General features: G+C 61.8%; 22 protein-coding genes. 11 read left to right on the top strand and 11 right to left on the bottom strand.

Annotated elements, in window-relative coordinates; genetic code table 11:
- Positions 1-132: 132 nt before the first annotated feature.
- Complete coding sequence (brnQ, locus tag R2E40_RS19220; RefSeq protein WP_011707394.1) at positions 133-1,440, bottom strand: branched-chain amino acid transport system II carrier protein; 1,308 nt, start codon at positions 1,438-1,440, stop codon at positions 133-135.
- 191 nt (positions 1,441-1,631) lie between these two features.
- A complete protein-coding gene (locus tag R2E40_RS19215; RefSeq protein WP_318164155.1) occupies positions 1,632-2,342 on the bottom strand; it encodes a tRNA1(Val) (adenine(37)-N6)-methyltransferase in 711 nt (236 codons plus the stop codon).
- Positions 2,343-2,470: 128 nt separating this feature from the next.
- Here R2E40_RS19215 and srmB point away from each other — a divergent pair, with 128 nt between their 5' ends.
- The gene (gene srmB / locus R2E40_RS19210) at positions 2,471-3,694 is read left to right on the top strand and encodes an ATP-dependent RNA helicase SrmB (protein ID WP_318164154.1); all 1,224 of its coding nucleotides are present in this window, start codon (positions 2,471-2,473) and stop codon (positions 3,692-3,694) included.
- Positions 3,695-3,870: 176 nt separating this feature from the next.
- Here srmB and yaaA read toward each other — a convergent pair whose 3' ends face one another.
- From yaaA to tapT, 3 genes are read right to left on the bottom strand one after another with little or no spacing between them, the layout of a single operon-like run.
- Positions 3,871-4,644: a peroxide stress protein YaaA gene (yaaA, locus tag R2E40_RS19205; protein WP_318164153.1), complete on the bottom strand. Its 774-nt coding sequence runs from the start codon at positions 4,642-4,644 to the stop codon at positions 3,871-3,873.
- Between the two features lie 31 nt (positions 4,645-4,675).
- Positions 4,676-5,785, bottom strand: a complete 1,110-nt coding sequence (gene tapU, locus R2E40_RS19200; RefSeq protein WP_017411211.1) for a type IVa pilus ATPase TapU — start codon at positions 5,783-5,785, stop codon at positions 4,676-4,678.
- 28 nt (positions 5,786-5,813) lie between these two features.
- Positions 5,814-6,848, bottom strand: coding sequence for a type IVa pilus ATPase TapT (gene tapT / locus R2E40_RS19195; protein WP_011707389.1), 1,035 nt, complete (start codon positions 6,846-6,848; stop codon positions 5,814-5,816).
- Positions 6,849-6,887: 39 nt separating this feature from the next.
- Between tapT and R2E40_RS19190 the strand changes: the two genes are divergently transcribed.
- The 5 genes from R2E40_RS19190 to R2E40_RS19170 are packed head-to-tail and all read left to right on the top strand — an operon-like array spanning position 6,888 to position 9,801.
- The gene (locus tag R2E40_RS19190) at positions 6,888-7,589 is read left to right on the top strand and encodes a YggS family pyridoxal phosphate-dependent enzyme (RefSeq protein WP_016351971.1); all 702 of its coding nucleotides are present in this window, start codon (positions 6,888-6,890) and stop codon (positions 7,587-7,589) included.
- Positions 7,590-7,647: 58 nt separating this feature from the next.
- Positions 7,648-8,472 carry a pyrroline-5-carboxylate reductase gene (proC, locus tag R2E40_RS19185; protein WP_318164152.1) on the top strand — a complete coding sequence of 275 codons (825 nt, stop codon included), beginning with the start codon at positions 7,648-7,650 and terminating at the stop codon, positions 8,470-8,472.
- A gap of 40 nt (positions 8,473-8,512) precedes the next feature.
- The gene (locus R2E40_RS19180) at positions 8,513-9,064 is read left to right on the top strand and encodes a YggT family protein (RefSeq protein WP_318164151.1); all 552 of its coding nucleotides are present in this window, start codon (positions 8,513-8,515) and stop codon (positions 9,062-9,064) included.
- Complete coding sequence (gene yggU / locus R2E40_RS19175) at positions 9,064-9,363, top strand: DUF167 family protein YggU (protein ID WP_011707385.1); 300 nt, start codon at positions 9,064-9,066, stop codon at positions 9,361-9,363. The genes R2E40_RS19180 and yggU overlap by 1 nt, the downstream gene beginning before the upstream one ends.
- A gap of 18 nt (positions 9,364-9,381) precedes the next feature.
- Positions 9,382-9,801, top strand: a complete 420-nt coding sequence (locus tag R2E40_RS19170) for a DUF4426 domain-containing protein (RefSeq protein ID WP_011707384.1) — start codon at positions 9,382-9,384, stop codon at positions 9,799-9,801.
- A 48-nt stretch (positions 9,802-9,849) separates the two neighbouring features.
- On the opposite strand, the gene R2E40_RS19165 is transcribed toward R2E40_RS19170, so the two are convergent.
- Both R2E40_RS19165 and R2E40_RS19160 read right to left on the bottom strand, forming a co-directional pair.
- Positions 9,850-10,161, bottom strand: a complete 312-nt coding sequence (locus R2E40_RS19165; protein WP_168967790.1) for a hypothetical protein — start codon at positions 10,159-10,161, stop codon at positions 9,850-9,852.
- A gap of 112 nt (positions 10,162-10,273) precedes the next feature.
- A complete protein-coding gene (locus R2E40_RS19160) occupies positions 10,274-11,878 on the bottom strand; it encodes a peptide ABC transporter substrate-binding protein (RefSeq protein WP_318164150.1) in 1,605 nt (534 codons plus the stop codon).
- A gap of 172 nt (positions 11,879-12,050) precedes the next feature.
- On the opposite strand from R2E40_RS19160, the gene R2E40_RS19155 reads away from it, so the two are divergent.
- A complete protein-coding gene (locus R2E40_RS19155) occupies positions 12,051-12,758 on the top strand; it encodes a ParB-like protein (protein WP_318164149.1) in 708 nt (235 codons plus the stop codon).
- Positions 12,759-12,809: 51 nt separating this feature from the next.
- On the opposite strand, the gene R2E40_RS19150 is transcribed toward R2E40_RS19155, so the two are convergent.
- Positions 12,810-13,475: a CatB-related O-acetyltransferase gene (locus tag R2E40_RS19150; RefSeq protein WP_318164148.1), complete on the bottom strand. Its 666-nt coding sequence runs from the start codon at positions 13,473-13,475 to the stop codon at positions 12,810-12,812.
- Positions 13,476-13,765: 290 nt separating this feature from the next.
- Between R2E40_RS19150 and R2E40_RS19145 the strand changes: the two genes are divergently transcribed.
- Positions 13,766-14,194, top strand: a complete 429-nt coding sequence (locus tag R2E40_RS19145) for a DUF2753 family protein (protein WP_318164147.1) — start codon at positions 13,766-13,768, stop codon at positions 14,192-14,194.
- Positions 14,195-14,197: 3 nt separating this feature from the next.
- On the opposite strand, the gene R2E40_RS19140 is transcribed toward R2E40_RS19145, so the two are convergent.
- Positions 14,198-14,947 carry an enoyl-CoA hydratase-related protein gene (locus R2E40_RS19140; RefSeq protein WP_318164146.1) on the bottom strand — a complete coding sequence of 250 codons (750 nt, stop codon included), beginning with the start codon at positions 14,945-14,947 and terminating at the stop codon, positions 14,198-14,200.
- 89 nt (positions 14,948-15,036) lie between these two features.
- Between R2E40_RS19140 and R2E40_RS19135 the strand changes: the two genes are divergently transcribed.
- From R2E40_RS19135 to R2E40_RS19125, 3 genes are all read left to right on the top strand, one after another.
- On the top strand, positions 15,037-15,477 hold the full coding sequence (locus tag R2E40_RS19135; protein ID WP_318164145.1) for a copper chaperone PCu(A)C: 441 nt from the start codon (positions 15,037-15,039) through the stop codon (positions 15,475-15,477).
- A 95-nt stretch (positions 15,478-15,572) separates the two neighbouring features.
- Entirely contained in the window at positions 15,573-16,202 is a 630-nt protein-coding gene (locus R2E40_RS19130; RefSeq protein ID WP_011707376.1) for a TIGR04219 family outer membrane beta-barrel protein, read from the top strand.
- A gap of 64 nt (positions 16,203-16,266) precedes the next feature.
- A complete protein-coding gene (locus R2E40_RS19125) occupies positions 16,267-16,944 on the top strand; it encodes an SDR family oxidoreductase (RefSeq protein WP_011707375.1) in 678 nt (225 codons plus the stop codon).
- An 85-nt stretch (positions 16,945-17,029) separates the two neighbouring features.
- On the opposite strand, the gene R2E40_RS19120 is transcribed toward R2E40_RS19125, so the two are convergent.
- Both R2E40_RS19120 and R2E40_RS19115 read right to left on the bottom strand, forming a co-directional pair.
- On the bottom strand, positions 17,030-18,754 hold the full coding sequence (locus R2E40_RS19120) for a proline--tRNA ligase (RefSeq protein ID WP_318164144.1): 1,725 nt from the start codon (positions 18,752-18,754) through the stop codon (positions 17,030-17,032).
- Positions 18,755-18,889: 135 nt separating this feature from the next.
- Entirely contained in the window at positions 18,890-20,899 is a 2,010-nt protein-coding gene (locus R2E40_RS19115) for a methyl-accepting chemotaxis protein (protein ID WP_318164143.1), read from the bottom strand.
- Between the last annotated feature and the right edge of the window lie 235 nt (positions 20,900-21,134).

Below are 21,134 nucleotides of genomic sequence, written 5' to 3'. Positions count from 1 at the left end.
CAGCAGTGAAGGAGGTCGGCATGGCGGCAGGGGGCTGGCCGCAGGAAAGGGGTAACGGGTGGTAAAAGGCTGTTGGCAGACAAACAAAAGAGCCTGCGCAAGGCAGGCTCTTTGAGATGGACGGGAGTGAAATCAGGCGGCTTCGGCAGCCAGTTTCTCGCCGGAGCGAACCGCCATGCCGAGGCCACAGGCCAACAGCGTCGGCAGCAGCCAAGCCAGGCCCTTGTCGAACAGCGGCAGGAAGGCAAATGCATCCATCTTCATGCCGGCGGCGCCCAGACCGTCCAGGCAGCCGAACAGGAAGGCGACCATCAGTACGGCGCGGAACACCAGGCGCGGACGACCGAAGTAACCCTTCAGGAAGGTGACCAGCACCAGAGCCACGGCAACCGGGTAGATGGCGACCAGCACCGGGATAGAGAGGCTGATGAGCTGGCTCAGGCCCACGTTGGCGACCACGGCGCAGATGACCCCCAGCAACACCACCAGTTTCTTGTAGCTCATGCCGGTGAGGTTGTGGAAGAAGTCGGAGCAGGCGGAGATCAGGCCCACGGCGGTGGTGAAACAGGCCAGGGTGATGATGGCGGCCAGGATGAACTGACCCGGCTGACCAAACAGGCTCAACACGTAGGCGTTGACGATGGCGCCGCCGTTGCTGATGTCGGTGGCGACACCGGCTGCGGTGTTGCCCAGCTGGAACAGGGAGACGTACACCACGGACAGACCGATGGCAGAGATGATGCCGGCAATGGCCAGGTACTTGAACTGGCTCTGGTAGTCATGAATGCCTTTCTGGCGCAGCAGGTCGACGATCAGGGCGCCAAACATCAGGGACGCCAGGGTGTCCATGGTGTTGTAGCCTTCCAGGATCCCTTTCACGAAGGGGCCGTTCTGATAGTCACCGGAAGAGGCCGGCATGTCACCTTGCGGGGCGACGAACACGCCGATGGCCAGGGTCAGCAGCAACAGCATCAGCACCGGGGTCAGGTATTTGCCGATGGCATCCATCAGCTTGCCCTGATTCATGGAGACCAGGATGGCCACGCCGAAGAACAGCACAGTGTAGGCAGCCAGACCGGCCTGACCCATGTCACCGATGAAAGGCTTGAGGCCCATTTCGTAGGCTACCAGCCCGGTACGGGGGGCGGCGAAGGCCGGACCGATGATGATATAGATGGCGACGGCCAGTGCGGTGGCCACGCCGGCCGGCAGCAGCTTGGTCATGCCGGCCCAGCCGTTGCCTGCCTTGGCGACGGCGATGATGGTGATGAGGGGCAGACCGACGGCAGTGACCAGGAAACCCAGCATGGCGAGAGAGAGGTGCTCACCTGCCATGTAACCGGCCAGCGGCGGGAAGATGATGTTGCCGGCGCCCAGATAGAAGGCGAAGGTCATGAAGCCCAATCCGAGCACGTCGGACAATGTGAGTGATTTCGTCAAGTTCAACCTCGTCTGTCTTGTAAACTATTGCTTGTTATAGTTTTTTATTGGTCAGTGACCGATATTGTTCAGGGGTAAAAAAAAGGAGCCCCGCTTGTTTTTTCATCGCAACCAGTGGTTTGAGCTGGTCTTGAGCGGGCGCTCGTTTAGAAGCCAGCATAATGGCGTGGAAAAATAGTTCAAGACGAAATTTACATCTTCAAATAGAAGGGGCTGGTTAGTTGGATGTATCTGTCGGAATAGGTTCCATCAGCAGAATGGATCACAATTTCACCCTGCTCACACTTGTTTAATCCTCTGCCAAGTCGCAATAAAACACGATTTGCCTCTTTTCCTGCCCTGGTGATAACAGCTGTATAACAAACGGCGTGCAGATCATAATCCGCCGAGATGCATAAAATTTCATCGGCCATGGCCGTTGGCACGACCAGCGCAACCTCGCCGTTGGGTGCCAATAGTCGGTCACAGGCGGCCAGCAGATCCCGGCTGTCGAGGCCGCCGGTATGACGTGCCAGTGCCCTGGCCGGATCGCGAAATGACTGGCCCGCCACGAAGTAGGGCGGGTTGGAGACGATGAGATCGTAAGGGGCGGCCTGGTAGGTTTGAATGGCACTCTCGATGACGGTGACCCGCCCATGCCAGGGGGAGGCTGCCGCATTCTCGCGAGCCTGCCGGGCTGCATTGCTATCCAGCTCTACCGCATCGATGTGGCAGTCGGCAGGGCTGCGCTGGGCCAGCATCAGGGCGATGAGGCCGCTGCCGCTGCCAATGTCGAGCACCCGGCGGACATTGGTGACTGGTGCCCAGGCGCCGAGCAGGATGCCATCGGTGCCGACTTTCATGGCGCAGCGATCGTGCGCGACGTGAAATTGCTTGAAGGTAAAACCGCTGTTTCGTCCCATCCGACTCCCGTCCTGTGCCAACGCCGCAGAAAATGGTCGGCGATTATAGCGACTAAGCCACAGTCGCCATAGGAGCCGACGACATAATCGCCTATAATCTGCCGTTTCCTTAATGACCGAGTATTGCCATGAGCCAGTCCTTTGATGATTTCGACCTGAATCCAGCCCTCAACCGGGCCTTGGCCGAGATGGGTTTCACCCGCCCCACCACCATTCAGCAGATGGTGCTGGAGCCAGCCCTGGACGGCCGCGATATTCTGGCATCCGCCCCGACCGGTACCGGCAAGACCGCCGCCTTCCTGCTGCCTGCCCTGCAGCACCTGCTGGACTTCCCGCGCCGCAAGCCGGGCCCGTGCCGCATGCTGGTGCTGACCCCGACCCGCGAGCTGGCGCTGCAGGTCACCGCCCACGCCAAGGCGCTGGCGGCTCACACCAACCTCAGCATCGAGACCATCATTGGCGGCGTCAGCCATGAAGAGCAACTGCCGGCCCTGACCAAAACCACCGACATCGTGGTGGCCACCCCGGGCCGTCTACTCGAGTACATCGAGAAAGAGGAGTTCGAGAGCCACGACATCGAGGTGCTGGTGCTGGACGAAGCGGACCGCATGCTGGACATGGGCTTCATCAAGGACGTGAACCGCATCGTGGAAGAGGCGAGCTACCGCAAGCACACCATGCTGTTCTCCGCCACCCTGGAAGGGGCAGGCCTTGAGAAGTTCGCCAACGATATCCTGAAGGAGCCGGTGGAGCTGCACGCCGAGCCGCCCCGCAGCGAACGTCGTCCCATCACCCAGTGGGTGCACCTGGCCGACGATGCCGCTCACAAGCTGGCCCTGCTGGTGCATATCCTCAAAGATCCCGAGACCCAGAAAGCCATCATCTTCGTCAAGACCCGTGAGCGGCTGGCGGAGCTGTCCGGTCAGCTGCAGGCGGCTGGCGTCTCCTGCGCCTGGATCCGCGGCGAAATGGAGCAGAGCAAGCGCATCGAGTCGATCCGCAAGTTCCATGAAGGGGAAGTGCCCTTCCTCATCGCCACCGACGTGGCCGCCCGCGGCATCGACCTGCCCAACGTCAGCCATGTCATCAACTACGACATGCCTTACGGCGCCGATGTTTACGTCCACCGGATCGGCCGCACCGGCCGTGCCGGCAACCGTGGTTGCGCCATCAGCCTGGTGGAAGCCCACGACATGGCGATGGTCGCCAAGATCGAGCGCTACACCGAAGAGCGTCTCAAGCGCCGGGTGATCGACGAACTGCGCCCCAAACATAAAGAGGCGCGGGTGCCGGTGAAGAAGAAAAAGCCGAAGGACGACAAGAAGAAGTCGGCCAAGAAGAAAAAGAAGTAAGCCTGCCCGCCACAACGGCCATCCCCGGATGGCCGTTGTGCTATCTTCTGCTCACTCGACGGGGGCCAGAAAAGAAAAAAGCCGACGTATAAACGTCGGCCAATAAAAAGTGCTTACAACAGAGGATTCACCTATTCAGACTTGGGGATCCTGAATTTGGTTCCCTCGGGTCGTAATTAATTTTCAGCGCGTTTGAACATCAGGGTATTGGCGTCGGATTCTTCCGCTACGAAGTAGTAGCCATCGGCGTTGAACCCGGTCAGCTGCTCCACCTTGGTGAGTCGGTGCTTGATGATGTGATGGGCCATCATGCCGCGCGCCTTCTTGGCATAGAAGCTGATGATCTTGAACTGGCCGTTCTTCTCGTCCTTGAACACCGGCGTGATGATGCGCCCCTGCAGGGCCTTGGGACGTACCGATTTGAAGTACTCGTCGGAAGCCAGGTTGATCAATACCTCGTCTCCCTGAGCGGCCAGCGCCTTGTTCAGGTGGGCGGTGATGATGTCGCCCCAGAACTGGTAGAGATCCTTGCCACGCGCGTTGTCGAGGCGGATCCCCATCTCCAGCCGGTAAGGCATCATCAGATCGAGCGGGCGCAGCACCCCGTAGAGACCGGAGAGCATGCGCAGGTGCGCCTGGGCGAAGTCGAGATCAGCTTCGCTAAAATCCTCCACCGCCAGCCCCGTGTAGACATCCCCCTTGAAGGCCAGCAGCGCCTGGCGGGCGTTGGCCGGGGTGAAGTCGGGTTGCCAGTCGGCAAAGCGGGCGGCGTTGAGGCCGGCCAGCTTGTCGCTGATCTTCATCAGGCTGGCGATCTGGTCCGGGCTCAGCTGGCGGGCCCGGCCGATCAGCTCGGCGGAGTGGTCCAGCAGCTCGGGTTGGGTGAAACGGGAAGTCACCAGCGGCGACTCGTAGTCCAGCGTCTTGGCCGGGGAAACCACAATCAGCATAACGATCCTTTATAGCGGTGACGCACGCCCCTCATTCATCCAGGGTGACGTTGTCGAGAGTGCCTGCACCCAGCTGCTCGCGCCCCGACAGCTTGATCAGCAGTCGCAGGTCGTTGGCCGAGTCGGCATGGGCAAGGGCCTCACTGTAGCCAATTTGGCCGGCACAGAACAGGGCGAACAGCGCCTGATCGAAGGTCTGCATGCCGAGCTCGGTGGACTTGGTCATCACCTCCTTGAGCCGGTGCATCTCCCCCTTGCGGACGATATCGGTGATGAGCGGGGTGTTGAGCAGCACCTCGAAGGCCGCACAGCGACGGCGTCCGTCCAGGCTGGGCAGCAGCTGCTGAGCCACGATGGCACGCAGGTTGAAGGAGAGATCGAACAGGAACTGGCGATGTTTCTCCTGAGGGACCAGGTGCAGGATGCGGTCCAGCGCCTGGTTGGCATTGTTGGCGTGCAGGGTGGCGAGGCAGAGGTGGCCGGTCTCGGCAAACTGGAGGGCAAACTCCATGGTCTCCTGGCTGCGAATTTCGCCGATCAGGATCACGTCAGGGGCCTGGCGCAACGAACTCTTCAGCGCCACGTCGAATGACGCTGTGTCTATGCCCACCTCGCGCTGGGTGATCAGGCTGCGGCCGTGCTGATGCACGAACTCCACCGGATCTTCCACCGTCAGGATGTGGCCGTCCACATGCTGGTTGCGATAGCCGATCATGGCCGCCTGGGTGGTGGATTTGCCGGCGCCGGTGGCACCGACGAACAGTACCAGCCCGCGCTTGGCCAGGGCGATCTCCTGCAGGATGGGGGGCAGCGCCAGCTCGTCGAAGGTGGGGATGCGGGTCTCGATACGGCGCAGCACCATGCCCGGCAGCTCCTGCTGCCAGAAGGCGCTGACCCGAAAGCGGCCAAGCTCCTCGCGGTGGATGGCGTAGTTGGCCTCCTTGGTGTGCAGGTAGCGCTCGAAGTGCTCCTGGCTCAGGGTCTCCTTGACCAGCGCCAGCGCCCTTGCCTTGTCGAGGGGCGCTTCTGCCAGTGACTGCAGGTGGCCGTTGACCTTGAGGGTCGGCGGCGTGCCGACCGTGATGAACAGATCCGAGCCTTTGCGGGCGACCAGCTCGGTCAGCAGGGCATCCAGATTCATAACGACTCCTTCCCTAGATTCGTCGTGGTTAGATGGTGTTGGGATCGACCGCCTTGGCCTTGGCATCCAGCGCCGCCACTACGCCGCGGCTCACCAGCTGCTTGAGGCTCTGATCCATGGTCTGCATGCCGTGGGTCATCCCGGTCTGGATCACCGAATAGAGCTGGGCGATCTTGTCTTCCCGGATGAGGTTACGCACGGCGGGAATGCCCATCATGATCTCGTGGGCCGCCACCCGGCCGCCACCGATGCGCTTGAGCAGGGTCTGGGAGATGACCGCCCGCAGCGACTCGGAGAGCATGGAGCGCACCATGTCTTTTTCCGCCCCGGGGAAGACGTCGATGATCCGGTCGATGGTCTTGGCCGCCGACGAGGTGTGCAGAGTGCCGAACACCAGGTGGCCGGTCTCGGCCGCGGTCATGGCCAGACGAATGGTTTCCAGATCGCGCATCTCGCCCACCAGGATGATGTCCGGGTCTTCCCGCAGCGCCGAGCGCAGGGCGTTGCTGAAGCTCTTGGTATCGCGGTGTACTTCCCGCTGGTTCACCAGGCAGCGCTTGTTCTCGTGCACGAATTCGATGGGGTCCTCGATGGTGAGGATGTGGTGATGAAAGTTCTCGTTGATGTAGTTGACCATGGCCGCCAGGGTGGTGGATTTACCCGAGCCGGTCGGGCCGGTCACCAGCACTAGGCCGCGCGGGTATTCGGCAATCTTGCGAAAGATCTCCGGCGCGTCCAGATCTTCGAGGCTCAGCACAGTGCTGGGGATGGTCCGAAATACCGCGCCGGAGCCGCGCGCCTGCTGGAAGGCGTTGACCCGGAAGCGGGCCAGGTTCGGCACCTCGAACGAGAAGTCCACCTCGAAGTTCTCTTCCAGTTCCTTGCGCTGGTGGTCGTTCATGATGTCGTAGATGAGGGCGTGCACTTCCCGGTGTTCCAGGGCGGGCAAATTGATCTTGCGAACCTCGCCATCAACCCTGATCATCGGGGGAACCCCGGCCGAGAGGTGTAGATCCGAGGCTTTATGTTTTACACTGAAAGCCAATAACTCTGTGATATCCATAGATTTGTCATTCTCCCATCACAAGATCACTAACGAAACATGAACCAGATTGCCGAGCACCTGCTTCAGGTCAAGGAACGTATTGTACAAGCCGCCAGTCGCGCGGGTCGAAGCCGCGATCACATCCAGCTGCTGGCGGTCAGCAAGACCAAACCGCTGGAGGCCGTTTGCGAGGCCTATGCCGCCGGTCAGCGCCGCTTTGGCGAATCCTACGCCCAGGAAGCGGCGACCAAGATAGATACCCTGCGTGAGCAAGGGGTCTGTGCAGACATAGAGTGGCACTTTATCGGCCCGCTGCAATCGAACAAGTCCAAGCTGGTGGCCGAGCGTTTCGACTGGGTGCAGAGCGTGGACAGAGAGAAGCTGATCGAACGCCTGAACAACCAGCGCCCGAGTGGGCTCGCGCCGCTAAATGTCTGTCTGCAAATCAATATTAGCGGAGAGAGCAGCAAATCCGGAACGTCGGAGCAAGAGATTTTCCGCCTGGCTGAACTGGTCTCCCGCTGTGAACGGCTGCGGCTGCGTGGCCTGATGGCGATTCCGGAGCACACCAGCGACGAGGCGGTGCTGGCCGCCCAGATGGTGCGCATGCAGACTCTGTTCACCGAGCTTGCGCAACAATACCCGGGCGTCGACACCCTCTCGATGGGGATGACCGAGGATCTCGAACTGGCGATCGGCCACGGCAGCACCATGGTGCGGGTCGGTACCGCCATCTTCGGTGCCCGCGACTATTCATGAGCAAGGCCCGGGATGCGATGCATCGGGCAGTGCTTTTTTCAGGTAACAGGAGCGTTTGATGCAGCATAGAATCCTCGCCTTTATCGGGGCGGGCAACATGAGCCGCAGTATCATTGCCGGTCTGGTTCAGGCGGGCTATCCGGCCGACCGGATCATCGCCGCCAACCCCAGTCGGCCCAAGCTGGATGCGCTGGCCAACGACTACGGCATCCGCATCACCCAGGACAACGCCGAGGCGGCCCGGGCGGCGGAGGTGATCGTGCTGGCGGTCAAGCCGCAGCTGATGGCCGCCATGCTGAGTGCGCTGGTGGCACAGCTGGGCACGCTGGAGGGCAAGCTGCTCATCTCCATCGCCGCCGGCATCAAGGTGGCGCGGCTGGCCGAGATGGCGGGCGGCCACGGCCGGATCATCCGCACCATGCCGAACACTCCCTCTCTGCTGGGGCTGGGGATGACCGGGCTGTACGCCCCGCCCGGCATCGAGCAGGCTGACCGGGAGCTGGCCGAGCAGATGATGCAGGCGGTGGGCAAAACCCTGTGGGTGGAGCAGGAGTCCGCCATCAACGGCGTCATCGCCGCGGCCGGCAGTGCACCTGCCTACTTCTTCCTGTTCATGCAAGCCATCGCCGAGGAGGCCGAGGCCATGGGCTTCTCCCCCGAGCAGGCCCGCCTGCTGGTGCAGCAGACCGCTCTTGGTGCGGCCGTCATGGTGGAGCAGAATCCCGAGCTGTCGCTGCAGACCCTGCGCGAGCAGGTAACCAGCAAGGGCGGCACCACCGCCGAGGCGATCAAGACTTTCCAGCAGCAGGGACTGATGCCGCTGACGGCACACGCCATGCAGGCGGCCGTTGCCCGGGCCGGCGAAATGGAAACCCTGTTCTGAACCCGATTTCTCTTACTCTCTGTCTCAACCTGGAGCCCAGATGAACACTGCTTACTTTCTGATTAACACGATTTTTGACCTCTATCTCATGGTGGTGCTGTTGCGCGTCTGGCTGCAGTGGGCCCGCGCAGACTTCTACAACCCCATGAGCCAGATGGTGGTCAAGCTGACCAATCCGCTGGTGGTGCCGCTGCGCCGGATCATTCCCGGGTTTGGCGGGCTCGACATAGCCTCTGTGCTGCTGGCCATCATCATCGCCTTCGCCAAACTGGCGCTGCTCAAGAGCATGAACGTGCTGCTGGCCGACTGGCTCACCCTCAGCCTGTTTGCCGGCCTCACCGTGCTGAAGAAGGCCGGCTCCATGATCTTCTGGGTGCTGCTGATCCGCGCCATCCTGAGCTGGGTCAGCCAGGGTCGCAACCCCATCGAGTATGTGATGCACCAGCTGACCGAGCCCTTCCTGGCCCCCATCCGCCGCATTCTGCCGGCCCTGGGCGGGCTGGATCTCTCCGTTCTGGTCGCCTTTATCGGGCTGCAGGCCATAAACTATCTGTTGGGTGATCTGTTCGGCCAGCTGTGGTGGATGATTTGATGGCAGCCGTCCTGCGGGAAGGGGATGAGCTGATAATGCATCTGATGATCCAGCCCAAGGCGAGTCGGGATCAGATCGTCGGATTGCATGGAGAAGAGTTGAAAGTGGCCATCACGGCGCCGCCGGTGGATGGCCAGGCCAACAGCCACTTGATCAAGTACCTGGCCAAGCAGTTCAAGGTGGCCAAGGGGCAGGTTCGCATCGTGCGGGGGGAGCTGGGACGGCACAAGACGGTCGCCATCGAGGCGCCCAGGCAGATCCCCGCCGAGGTCAGTGCCCTGCTGGACAATCAGGGTTAACACGAGAAGGATGACACCATGAAAACAGCCTGGATAAGCTGCCTGCTGGCACTGCTGCTGACCTTGCCCCTGCGGGCCGAACAGATGAAGGAACTGGGCCCCTGGCAGGTACACTACAGCGCCTTCAACTCCAGCTTCCTCACCCCCGAGGTGGCCAAGGCCTACGGCCTGGAGCGCAGCCGCTACAACGGCATCGTCAACATCGCGGTGCAGAACAAGCAGGGGGTCGCCCAGGCGGTGGGGATCAGCGGCGAGGCCAAAAACCTCACCGGCACCATCCGCAACCTGAGCTTCCAGGAGGTCAAGGAGGGGGATGCCATCTACTATCTGGCGGTGCTGCCCTACCGCAACGAGGATACCTACCAGTTCACCCTGAAGATTATGGGGGAGGGGCAGCAGCAGACACTGACCTTCCAGCAGACCTTCTACGTCGACTGATACTTGTCATGCCCAGAAAAAGCCCCGAACGCAGGTTCGGGGCTTTTTTCATGACGGCGAGTCGGTTGGCGGGGTGAAGTCGTGGATCTCCCCGATCCGCGGGGTGAAGCGGGGATCCTGATCCCGGTTGTGCTCCACCCACTCCATGGCCTGACAGAAGCTCTCCCGCTTCGAGAATTCGCTGCGCACCTGATCGATGGCCCGCTCCGCGCTGCGCCGCTCCATCTTGCTGGCCTTGCGGTCGCTGAACTGCTTGTGCTGGGCCAGCATCCACTCGGTGAAGGCCTGGCGGCACTGTGCCTCGCTGGCTGCCTGGGCGGGCAGGGCCGTCAGCAGGGCGATCATCAATAAATAGCGCATAACAACATCGGTGACTAAGGGGAGTGGTTGTCTGAAAGGGCGGCATTCTATGCCGAAAACTTGAGCATGAACAGGGGAAGAGAGGGAGCCGGCATGGCCGGCCCCCACAGGGTCAGTGTTTGACGAGGTAGAGCTGGCGGCTGTAGGCCACGTCTTCCGGATTGTTGATGGGATAGCCCTTGAGCCAGGGCTTGATCAGCCGGGCGTTGGTGTACTGATAGATGGGGGCGATGGGCGCCTCGTCCTGCAGTATGGTTTCGGCCTCATCGAACAGGCGGGCCCGTTCACGGGGATCCTGGCTGTTGGCAGCCTTGGCCAGCAGGGCATCGTAGCCGGCGTTGGCGAAGCGGGCCATGTTGCCGCTGTGGTGGGAGCCCCACAGGCCGAGGAAAGCGGACGGGTCGTTGTAGTCGGCCACCCAGGAGGAGCGGATCACCTCGAACTCCCCGCTCTGGCGGCTGTCGAGATAGGTTTTCCACTCCTGATTGGTGAGCTCGACCCGGGCTCCCAGCTTCTGTTTCCACAGGTTGGCGATGGCCAGCGCCATCTTCTTGTGTACCTCGGCCGTGTTGTAGAGCAGGGTCAGCTTGAGCGGGTTGGCCGGGCCGTAGCCCGCCTCCTTGAGCAGGGCTCTGGCCTTGTCGTCCAGCACCTGCTGACTGTTGCTGGAGAGCAGGTTGGCCTTGGGCTCGAAGCCGGTAACCACGTCCGGGGTGAAGTGATAGGCCGGTTTTTCTCCGGTGCCCAGGATCTTGCTGGCGATGAGGCCACGGTCGATGGTGTAGGAGAGCGCCTTGCGCACCCGCACGTCGTTGAGGGGCGCGCGCTGGGTGTTGAAGGCGTAGTAGTAGGTGCCGAGCTGATCCGGGGTATAGACCTCGCCCGGGATCTGCTGCATCAGTTTGTGATACTGCTCCTTGGGGAAGGACTCGGTGATGTGCAGGTCGCCGGCCAGGTAGCGGTTGGTGGCCGCGCTCTCCTGGTTGATGGGTACGAAGGTGACCTTGGTCAGCACGGTATGGGCGCGATCCCAGTAGTAGGGGTTGGGGGTCAGCTCCAGCTTCTCGTTCACCACCCGGTGACTCAGCACGAAGGCGCCGTTGCCGACCAGCTTGCCGGGCTGGGTCCACTGGTTGCCGTATTGCTCCATGCTGGCACGATGCAGCGGCGACAGGCTGGGGTGGGTCAGCAGGCTCAGGAAGTAGGGCACCGGCTGGGAGAGGGTCACCTGCAGGGTATGCTCATCGAGGGCCTTCACCCCGAGCTCTGTGGGGGGCAGCTTGCCGGTCACGATGTCGTCCACCTTGTCGAAGCGAGCCAGCTGAGCGAACCAGGCAAAGGTGGCTGCCTCTTTGGGATCGACCAGTTTGCGCCAGCCGTAGACGAAGTCGGCGGCCTGCACGGGATCGCCGTTGGACCAGCGGGCATCCTGTCGCAGATGGAAGGTGAAGCGCTGATTGCCCTGGTTGTCCCAGCTGGCGGCTACCCCGGGCTGCACCTTGCCGTCCGGTCCCTGGGTTAGCAGCCCCTCGTAGAGATCCCGCAGTACCTGCAACTCGGGCAGGCCGACCAGCTTGAGCGGGCTCAGGCTCGCCGGCTCGTCTTTCAGATGACGCACGACGGCCTGTTCGGCGGCGAGCTGGGTGCCGGGTGGAACATCGGCAGCCTGGACACAGGCACAGCCCAGCAGGGCCAGCAGGGGACTCCATCCTTTCATGGTTGATCCTTCAAATAGTGTGAAGCGGGGTGAAAACTCGGCGAGAAGTGATCGCCGACAGACGGGAAATCATGATATCCCGTTTGCTGGTCAGACCGCCAGTATGAGTCCCTTGGATGAGGGGACTCCCCGGCATCTTATTTGACCCGCCATTCGGGCAGAGGAGTGAGTAATGAGAGCGTGGATCCTTTTGGCTCTGTCTATCAGTCAGGGGGCCTGGGCCTTGGCGCCGTGTGAGCGCGAGAGCCAGGTTGGCAGTTGGTGCGAGGTGAACATAGATCAGCTGCATCCGACCCAGGGTGGCGTGGGCCAGATCCAGGTCGACAACACCCAGGCCGAGCTGGCGGGCAAGAGCGCAAAGCAGCTCGACAAGTTGATGAAAAAGAAAGAGATCCCCATCGTCATTGCGCCCGATGGCGGTTACTGGCTGGTGGACAGGCACCATCTGACCAAGGCGCTGTGGCAGTCTGGCGTGAAGCAGGTGCGGGTCAAGGTGATCGCCAGGTTGCAGGACAAGGAGAACTTCTGGAGCCAGATGCAGTGCAACCACTGGGCCTGGCTCAAGGATGAAAAGGGCGGCGCACTGACGCCGCAGCAACTGCCGGCCCACATCGGCGAACTGCCGGATTACCCCTATCGGACGGTGGCCGGGCTGCTGCAGGATGCGGGCTATTTTGACAAGCGGGAGCAGGTCTACTTCGTCGAGTTTGCCTGGGCCAGCTGGCTCGGCCAGCAGATGGACTGGCTGCCGGTCGACAGCGCCAACCTGGCGGATCGTCTCTATCAGGCCAAGCGGCTGGCGTGCAGCAGCAAGGCGGCGGATCTGCCCGGTTATCCGGGCAAGCAGTGCCGGGTCAATCAGTCGCGCAGCGGCAACTGAGGGGATGGCCGCTATCACAGCAATTGCGGGGGGCCAATGCCCCCCGCTTCGTCATGATGGTTGCCGGGTCTGCTGCCAGTGCGCGGCGGCCTGTTCCAGCAGGGCCACTTCGCCTTGCTGGATCAGCGGCAGCAAGGCCTGCACCTGGGCATCCGGCCACTCCCACCAGGCCAGCGCCTGCAAGCGGGCGATCTCCTCCTCAGCAAAGCGCATCCTGATAACTCGGGCCGGGGTACCGGCCACCATGGCATAGGGCGGCACATCCTGATTGACCAGGGCGCGCGCCGCTATGATGGCGCCGTCGCCGAGGGTGACCCCCGGCATGATCATGGCGTCCATGCCGATCCAGACGTCGTTGCCGATGCGAGTGTCGCCGGCAGGGCGATAGCTGCGCTGGAGGGCGTCGAGATCGGCAAACGGATAGGTGCTGATGAAGTTGGCATTGTGGGTGTGGTTGCCGCCCATCAGGATCTTCACCCCGGCGGCTATTTGCACATAGTCACCGATATGGAGTTGATCGATGTGCCAGAGCGGCTCCCAGCCGGTCTCTGGGCTGCGGCTGAAGCTGTCGCCGTGCAGATAGCGCACGGCGGCCTCTTCAAACGGGCCGTCCCAGGCGCCGGAGTAGTAGCTGTGGCGCCCCTTCAGGTGGATGTTGGGGTTGCTCACCGTCAGGTGCAGGTACTCGACCTGCGACCAGTGTTGGCAGGGTTTCATGATTGTCTCCTCGTTCAAATGGATAGGGTGGATGACGCGAGGAGCGCAGCTAATAGATCCAGACCAGCAGGCGGGGCACGCACAGAGTCGAGCAGCCCAGATCCTGGGGAAAGCGGGGTCGCAGCATGGAGTGTGCGGGTCCTGAAGAGTGGATCAGCATGGTAAGTCATATGGGGATGGGGGCCAAGCCAACCATCGTTATCTGGTCAAAACCTGCACGAAATATCGGGTTGATATTCATTCTCAACTGGGCATGATAAAAGTCCCACCCATCAACTTGGGAGATCGGCATGACCCATCAAATCTGGCAGCGTTACATGCTGGAGGCTGAAAACGCACTGGGCGCGGGCGCGCTCGGCACCGCCATCTGCCTCTATCAGCAGGCCCTCGCCGAGGTATACGAACTGAGTGACGGTGAGCTTGATGAACTGGCCAGCATGCGGGTGGCGACCTGCCACCGGCTGGCCGACTTCTGGCGCGCCATGGAGGAGCCAGCCTACGAGCTGCGCTACCTCAAGCTGGCCTCCGAGCTGGTGACGGCGTTGGTGCCCCAGTGCCCGAACCAGGCGTGCGAATCCCTCATCAGCGAGTTGGGTTGCTGTCGGGCGGCGCTGCTCTCTTTCCTCAAGCGCCACCCCAATCCCGACATCGCCCGCTTGATCCAGCTGCAGGATCAGGTGCAGGGCTGCGAGCTGATCGGCCGCTTTCGCCTCAACTGAGGATCATTTACGGCCTTTGAGGCGCTGGGCGATCCGCGTTTGTGCCTCTTCCCCCTGCAGGGCGAGGGAGAAGGCGCGCGCCTCCAGATCGATGATGAAGTGCACCGCCTGCCTGAGCTCCTGCTTGAGCAGCGCCTTGCTCTTTTGCAGCGCCTTGGGCGCCTTGGCCGCCAGCTTCAAACCCTGTTCCCGGGCAAAGGGGAGCAGGGCTTCGGCCGCCAGCACCCGGTTGGCGAGCCCCAGCCGCAGTGCCTCGTCGGCATCGATGGCTTCGGCCAGCAGCAACAGCTCCGCCGCCTTCAAGTGACCCACACTGCGCGGCAGCAACAGGCTGGAGGCAAACTCCGGCACCAGCCCCAGCTCGACAAAGGGCAGTTGCAGGCGGGCATTGTCGGCCAGATAGACCAGATCGCAGTGCAGCAGCAGGGTGGTGCCAATCCCCACCGCTGCACCGCCGACCGCGGCGATCACCGGTTTCGGGAAGTCGGCCAGGGTATGGAGGAACTGCAAGATGGGGTCGTCCGCCTCCAGAGTCTCTTTCCCCACGAAGTCGACCAGGTCATTGCCGGCGGTAAAGCAGTCGCTCTGCCCCTGGATGAGCAGGGCATGGATGGCGTCATCTTTCGTCGCTTGTCGCAAGGCGTCGGTGAGCGCACGATACATGGCGGTATTGAGGGCATTGCGCTTGTCGGGACGATTGAGGGTCAGGGTGAGCAAGCCATCCTGCTGCTCGACAATGATAATGGGGTCCATGTCTAAATCCTTGTTATTGCTGGCTGTCAAAAGCTTACTGCTGCGGTAATCTTTGCTGCGTTTAACAACATCATAAAAGGATTTCAACCATGTTTAAACGTGCGTTCTACTCCCTGCTGGCCCTGGGGCTGGCTGCTCCCGCTCTGGCCAAGGTCGAGGCCGTCGACGGCTATGTGCGTCTGCTGCCGCCGGGCTCGCCCAACACCGCCGCCTTTCTGGTGCTGAAGAATGATGCCGATCAGCCGGTCAAGCTGGTGGCTGCCGCCTCGCCCGAGGTGGGCCGCGCCGAGCTGCACACCCATCTGCACGAGAACGGTGTGATGAAGATGCGCCAGGTCGAGAGTATTGAGGTGCCGGCCAAGGGGGAGGTGGCGCTCAAACCCGGCAGCTTTCACATCATGCTGTTCGAGGTGCGCGAGCTCTCCCAGGGCACCCCTTTCCCGCTGACATTGACCATGGATGATGGCCAGAAGCTGGAGTTGAGCCTGCCGGTGAAGCCGATTGAACCCATGACAGGCATGCAGCACTGACATTAATGGACGCTTGTTCAGTTTTTTACACTGTGTATTCCCGTCGCACTGGGTAAAATGATGGCCTTTCCAGTCCATAGATAGAGAGTGACGTGATGAAGAAGACCTTGATTGCCGGTTGCGTACTGGCCCTGTTCAGCCAAGCTGCCATGGCTGCCGATGACTGGCGTTTCGCTGCCGGTACCGATGTATGGAATGCTCAGGGCAGCGGCCAGATCAACGGTGTCGGGGCCAACGGCAGCTACGACGAGAACTACAACTGGAGCGGCTACCTGCAACTGGAGCACGGCATCATCCTGCTGCCCAACGCCAAGTTCGAGATCTCCGATTTCGGTACCAGCGGCGGCGCCCTCAACAACGATCTGATGGCGTATGACCTGAGCCTCTACTATCGCCTGTTCAACAACGACCTGTTCCAGATCGATCTGGGTCTGACCGGTCGTCGCTACGATGGTGATTTCAACACCCAGCACTACTCCTATGACAAGGACGTGCTGATGGCCTACACCGGCGCCGAAGTGCGCATCCCGGGTACCGGCTTTGCCGCCTTCGGCGATGCCCGCGTGCAGGATGCCGACAACTACGACTACCGTCTGGGTGGCTCCTACAAGTTCGCGACCGTACCGCTCAAGGTGCGTGCCGGCTGGCGTGATGCGAGTATGGACTTCGATCGCGTTGACCAGCGGGTCGACGGCTGGTTCATCGGTGGCGAATTCACCTTCTAATTCCGGCAACGGCTGATGACGATGCTTCCATCATCCCGATGGCGGCATCCGACGAGGAAAGAGCATGGGTCATATCATAGTGACGGGGGCGGGGTCCGGTCTGGGCCGGGCGCTCACCATAGGTCTGGTTGAACGCGGTCATCAGGTCTCCATGATGGGGCGTCGTTATCAGAGGCTGCAGGAGCAGGAGGAGTTGCTCGGCAAGGCGGTGATCGGCATCGCCGCCGATCTGGCACACCACGAGGAAGTGGACGTGGCGTTTGCCGCCGCGGTGGAGTGGGGCGGCCTGCCCGAGCTGGTGCTGCACTGCGCCGGCGTGGGCGAGTTCGGCCCGGTCGGCGTCTATACCGCCGAGCAGATCCGCCGGGTGGTGGAGAGCAACCTCATCTCCACCATTCTGGTGGCCCAGCAGACGGTGCGCCTCATCGGCGACAAGGGCGGCGTGCTGGCCAACGTGCTCTCCTCCGCCGCCCAGGTGGGCAAGGCCAACGAGAGCCTCTACTGCGCCTCCAAATGGGGCATGCGGGGTTTTCTGGAGTCGTTGCGGGCCGAGCTGAAAGGCTCGCCGCTGCGGCTGGTGAACCTCTATCCGAGCGGGATCCGCAGTGAATTCTGGGACAACTCGGATCACGTGGACAGCAGCGGCTTCATGACCCCGGAAGACGCCGCCGCCTACATGCTGGATGCGTTGGAAGCCAGAAGCAGCTGCCATGTGACCGATCTCTTCATCGGTCGCAACTAGCTGCGGCCGGTCTCGCCTCTGCCCTGCGGCAGAAAACAAAAAGCGCGCCTAATGGCGCGCTTTTTTATGGTGGCTAGGGGCGTAATTAACGGCCCAGCTTGGCCTTGAGCAGGGCAACGATCTCGCTGATCGCCACTTCCTGCTTCTCGCCAGTGCGGCGGCACTTGTACTCCACCACGCCGTTGTCCAGACCGCGATCGCCGATGACGATGGCGTGCGGCACACCCAGCAGCTCCATGTCGGCAAACATCACGCCCGGGCGCTCTTTACGGTCATCGAACAGCACATCCACCCCAGCGGCCTTCAGCTCGGTGTAGAACTGCTGTGCCTGCTCGGCCACACGCTCGGATTTGTGCATGTTCATCGGCACGATGGCCACTTCGAACGGGGCGATGGCTTCCGGCCAGATGATGCCGTACTGGTCGTTGTTCTGCTCGATGGCGGCAGCCACCAGACGGGAAACCCCGATACCGTAGCAACCCATCTCCATGGTGACGGACTTGCCGCCCTCGTTCAGCACGCTCGCCTTCATGGCTTCGGAGTACTTGGTACCCAGCTGGAAGATGTGGCCCACTTCGATGCCGCGCTTGAGCAGCAGCTTGCCCTGGCCGCACGGGCTCGGGTCACCTTCTACCACGTTGCGCAGGTCGGCCACTTCATAGGTTGCGATGTCGCGATCCCAGTTGGCACCGGTCAGGTGGAAGCCGGTCTCGTTGGCGCCACAGACGAAGTCCGCCAGATGGGCGGCGCTGCGATCGGCGATGATGCGACCGGCAAAGCCGACCGGACCGATGGAGCCTGCGTCGCAACCGGCAGCAGCCTTGATCTGCTCGTCGTTGGCGAAAGTCAGCGGGTTGGCAACGCCGGCCAGCTTCTCGGCCTTGATTTCGTTCAGCTCGTGATCGCCACGCAGGACCAGTGCGATGACGGCCTGGTTGCCGTGCTCGTCCTCTTCACCCAGCACCAGCAGGGTCTTGGCAATGGCGCTCGGCGCCACGTTCAGGAAGGCGGCCACTTCGTCGATGGTGTGGACGGCCGGGGTAGCGACCTTGGTCAGGGCCGAGGTGGCGGCAGCACGCTCGCCAGCCGGTGCCAGCGCTTCGGCCATCTCGATGTTGGCGGCGTAATCTGATGTGTCGGAGAAGGCGATCAGATCTTCACCGCTCTCGGCCAGCACCTGGAATTCGTGGGAGCCGGTACCACCGATGGAGCCGGTATCGGCCTGCACCGGACGGAAGTTCAGCCCCATGCGGGTGAAGGCGGCGCAGTAGGCGGCGTGCATCCGCTCGTAGGTTTCGATCAGCGAAGCCTTGTCGATGTGGAAGGAGTAGGCGTCCTTCATCAGGAATTCACGGCCACGCATCACGCCGAAGCGGGGACGCACTTCATCGCGGAATTTGGTCTGGATCTGGTAGAGGTTGAGCGGCAGCTGCTTGTAGCTGTTCACTTCGTAACGCACCAGCGAGGTGATCACCTCTTCGTGAGTCGGACCCAGTACGAAGGGGCGGTTGTGACGGTCGGTCAGACGGCACAGCTCGGGACCGTAGTCATCCCAGCGGCCGGACTCCTGCCACAGCTCGGCGGGCTGCACCACCGGCATGGAGACTTCGATGGCACCAGCATTGTTCATCTCTTCGCGAACAATGTTCTCGATTTTTTTCAGAACCCGCAGACCGGATGGCAGCCAGGCATACATGCCGGAGGCCAGTTTGCGGATCATGCCGGCGCGCAGCATCAGCTGGTGGCTGACGATCTCGGCATCGGACGGGGTTTCCTTGAGAGTGGAAAGCAGATATTGGCTGGTACGCATCGCGGTAGACCTTAGCTAAGACGGGCGGCTGGGCCCTGGATAATTTCAAGAGCGGAATTTTAACAGGCCGGACCCTGCGGCCCAAGGGCTAAATTCGTACGACGGGAGAAAGCGGGGGCATAGCCCCCGTGTTGGTCAGACCCGAAATTGCGACAGCAGGCGCTGTTGCAGCAGGCTGGCCTGATGCAGGGAGGAGGCGAGCTGCAGGCACTCCTGTGCCTCCTGTTCGCCGGTCTGGGCCTGCAGGCTGATGCCGGAGACCTTGTCCGAGGTGTGGCTCAGGGTATGGGAGAGCTGGCCGGTGGCATCGGCCACCTGTTGCACCATGTCCGCCAGATGGTCGATGGCCTCTTCCACCTTGAACAGGATCTGCCTGGTGTTGTCGGAGTCCTCCATGCCGGATTCCACCGTCTTCAGATTGCGCTGCATCATCAGATAGGCTTTCTCGGTCTGTTGCTGGATGCTGTTGATCACCTCGGTTATTTCGGCGCTGGAGGAGGCGGTGCGATTGGCCAGGGTGCGTACCTCGTCGGCGACCACGGCAAAGCCGCGGCCCATTTCGCCGGCCCGGGCCGCCTCGATGGCGGCGTTGAGCGCCAGCAGGTTGGTCTGCTCCGAGATGCTGCTGATGGTGGAGATGATCTGGCCAATCTGGCTGGCCTGCTCCTTGAGGGCGTTGATGGCGTTGGCGCACTCGCCCACTTCCACCACTACCCGCTGCATGCCGTTGCTGGCGGAGGTCACGTATTGGCTGCTCTCGGCGGTGAGCTGGCGTACCTCGTTGGCGTTTTGCGCCGCCAGGCTGCAGTTGTCCGAGATGGAGGTGGCGACCTGGACCATCTGCTCGCTGTCGTGGTGCAGTGCCTGGGCGTGTTCGGCGGTCTGGCGGCTGCTCTGGCTGATGGCTTCGACCCGGTTGACCGAGGTGTGGACGTGCTCGCTGATGTGCTGGTTGTTGTCCATGGTGGAGCTGATCATCTTCTGCAGTTTCTCGATGAAGCGATCCACGCTGCCGGCCAGCGAGCCAATCTCGTCGTCGCGCTTGAGATTGATCCGCGCGTTGAGATCGCCCTCACCGGCGGCTATGTCCTGCATGCGTTGATTGACCTGCAGCAGGGGTTTGACGATGGCGCGCACCAGCCAGAAGCCGCACAGGGTCACGAGCAGCAGGCTCAACAGCAGGCCCCCCAGCAGCAGGTTCTTGGTGTGGCTGATGATGCTGTTGAGCTGGTTCACCTGATCCTCGACCGTGGCATCCCCCTTGGCTTCGACCTCGACCAGTTGCTGCTTGAGCTGGTCGGCACTGCGTTCATAGTTGACCAGTTGACCCTGATACTCACTCAGTGCTGCCATCCACTGCACCATCAGCCGCTGCACCTCGATTTGCAAGGTGCGGTACTGGGTTGCCAGCGACTGGCCGGCAAATTCCCCTTCGCCGGGCACATCAAACATGCCGCTGCCCAGCATGGCGTCGACCGCTTCCTGGTAGAAGCGGGTCGCCTCCTTCATCTCGGCCTGGATGGCGGGAGTCGGCCCCTCGCTCTGCATCTTCTCCAGGGCATAGAGCTGGCGCAGGAAGCCGATGTTGGCCTCCATGCCGCCATCGGCAGCATGCCAGCGGGTCGCCAGACCGCCATTCCAGCTGATGGCCTGATCCGGCGACTGGGTCAGGCTCTCGACCGCGCCGTCCCCCACCACCTCAAGCTGGGTCGAGAGGCGGGACATGCGCTCCGAGCTGGCGCGCAGCGCCTGATCGACGCTGGTAAAGGCCTGGTAGAGTGCCAGCAACTGCTCCTGTTGCTGCTGATAGGCCTGATGCTGTTGCTCCATCGCGCTGATGGTGGTGGCGTCGATCAGCCGACCTTCCCCCACCCGGCGCATGGCATCGGCGGTGGCCGCTCTGGCGCGCTGCAGCTCCGGCTCGTCGAGCGGCATGCCTCTGAGCATCTTCTGGATGTAGAGCGACTGGTTGCCGAGCTCGATGGACCCCTCCATGGCGCCGTCGGCAGTTTGCCAGGCGGCGCCCAGTACATAGGAGAGCAGATCCGCCAGTCGCTGGCTGCCATACCAGCCGACGATGCCCATCCCCAACGTGCAGCTGAGCAGAATGGTCAGCCCGAGATTCGATGTGGTGACAATTTTCATGATGCAGGACCTTCCTTGGCTCCGAACAAACCCAATTCAGTGTTTTATCAATGGCGGGAATCCGCCATTCCCGATGAAAAATAAAGTTGTTGCCATGCCCGGATCCAAGCATGACTGGCAACGGGCGAACGTGCCGAGAATCCGCCCCGATCCTCACCGCCCTATGCTGGATACTTATCCAGTTATTCTTTATGCTATGAGCCAATTTACAGATAGCTGGTTTGGTGAGGAGATT

It is taken from the genome of Aeromonas sp. CD, from assembly GCF_033349375.1.
In the GTDB taxonomy this organism is placed as follows: domain Bacteria; phylum Pseudomonadota; class Gammaproteobacteria; order Enterobacterales; family Aeromonadaceae; genus Aeromonas; species Aeromonas hydrophila.
Note: the sequence above shows the minus strand (reverse complement) of the source record. Positions and strands in the feature narration are given on the sequence as shown.

Bases quoted from the DNA above. Each gene is read 5' to 3' on its own strand.
- R2E40_RS19160 (WP_318164150.1), bottom strand. From the start codon at position 11,878: ATGAAAGGATGGAGTCCCCTGCTGGCCCTGCTGGGCTGTGCCTGTGTC.
- R2E40_RS19125 (WP_011707375.1), top strand. From the start codon at position 16,267: ATGGGTCATATCATAGTGACGGGGGCGGGGTCCGGTCTGGGCCGGGCG.
- tapT (WP_011707389.1), bottom strand. From the start codon at position 6,848: ATGGATATCACAGAGTTATTGGCTTTCAGTGTAAAACATAAAGCCTCG.
- R2E40_RS19120 (WP_318164144.1), bottom strand. From the start codon at position 18,754: ATGCGTACCAGCCAATATCTGCTTTCCACTCTCAAGGAAACCCCGTCC.
- R2E40_RS19190 (WP_016351971.1), top strand. From the start codon at position 6,888: ATGAACCAGATTGCCGAGCACCTGCTTCAGGTCAAGGAACGTATTGTA.
- R2E40_RS19150 (WP_318164148.1), bottom strand. From the start codon at position 13,475: ATGAAACCCTGCCAACACTGGTCGCAGGTCGAGTACCTGCACCTGACG.
- tapU (WP_017411211.1), bottom strand. From the start codon at position 5,785: ATGAATCTGGATGCCCTGCTGACCGAGCTGGTCGCCCGCAAAGGCTCG.
- yggU (WP_011707385.1), top strand. From the start codon at position 9,064: ATGGCAGCCGTCCTGCGGGAAGGGGATGAGCTGATAATGCATCTGATG.
- R2E40_RS19115 (WP_318164143.1), bottom strand. From the start codon at position 20,899: ATGAAAATTGTCACCACATCGAATCTCGGGCTGACCATTCTGCTCAGC.
- R2E40_RS19180 (WP_318164151.1), top strand. From the start codon at position 8,513: ATGAACACTGCTTACTTTCTGATTAACACGATTTTTGACCTCTATCTC.
- yaaA (WP_318164153.1), bottom strand. From the start codon at position 4,644: ATGCTGATTGTGGTTTCCCCGGCCAAGACGCTGGACTACGAGTCGCCG.
- R2E40_RS19130 (WP_011707376.1), top strand. From the start codon at position 15,573: ATGAAGAAGACCTTGATTGCCGGTTGCGTACTGGCCCTGTTCAGCCAA.
- srmB (WP_318164154.1), top strand. From the start codon at position 2,471: ATGAGCCAGTCCTTTGATGATTTCGACCTGAATCCAGCCCTCAACCGG.
- R2E40_RS19140 (WP_318164146.1), bottom strand. From the start codon at position 14,947: ATGGACCCCATTATCATTGTCGAGCAGCAGGATGGCTTGCTCACCCTG.
- R2E40_RS19135 (WP_318164145.1), top strand. From the start codon at position 15,037: ATGTTTAAACGTGCGTTCTACTCCCTGCTGGCCCTGGGGCTGGCTGCT.
- R2E40_RS19145 (WP_318164147.1), top strand. From the start codon at position 13,766: ATGACCCATCAAATCTGGCAGCGTTACATGCTGGAGGCTGAAAACGCA.
- proC (WP_318164152.1), top strand. From the start codon at position 7,648: ATGCAGCATAGAATCCTCGCCTTTATCGGGGCGGGCAACATGAGCCGC.
- R2E40_RS19165 (WP_168967790.1), bottom strand. From the start codon at position 10,161: ATGCGCTATTTATTGATGATCGCCCTGCTGACGGCCCTGCCCGCCCAG.
- R2E40_RS19155 (WP_318164149.1), top strand. From the start codon at position 12,051: ATGAGAGCGTGGATCCTTTTGGCTCTGTCTATCAGTCAGGGGGCCTGG.
- R2E40_RS19215 (WP_318164155.1), bottom strand. From the start codon at position 2,342: ATGGGACGAAACAGCGGTTTTACCTTCAAGCAATTTCACGTCGCGCAC.
- R2E40_RS19170 (WP_011707384.1), top strand. From the start codon at position 9,382: ATGAAAACAGCCTGGATAAGCTGCCTGCTGGCACTGCTGCTGACCTTG.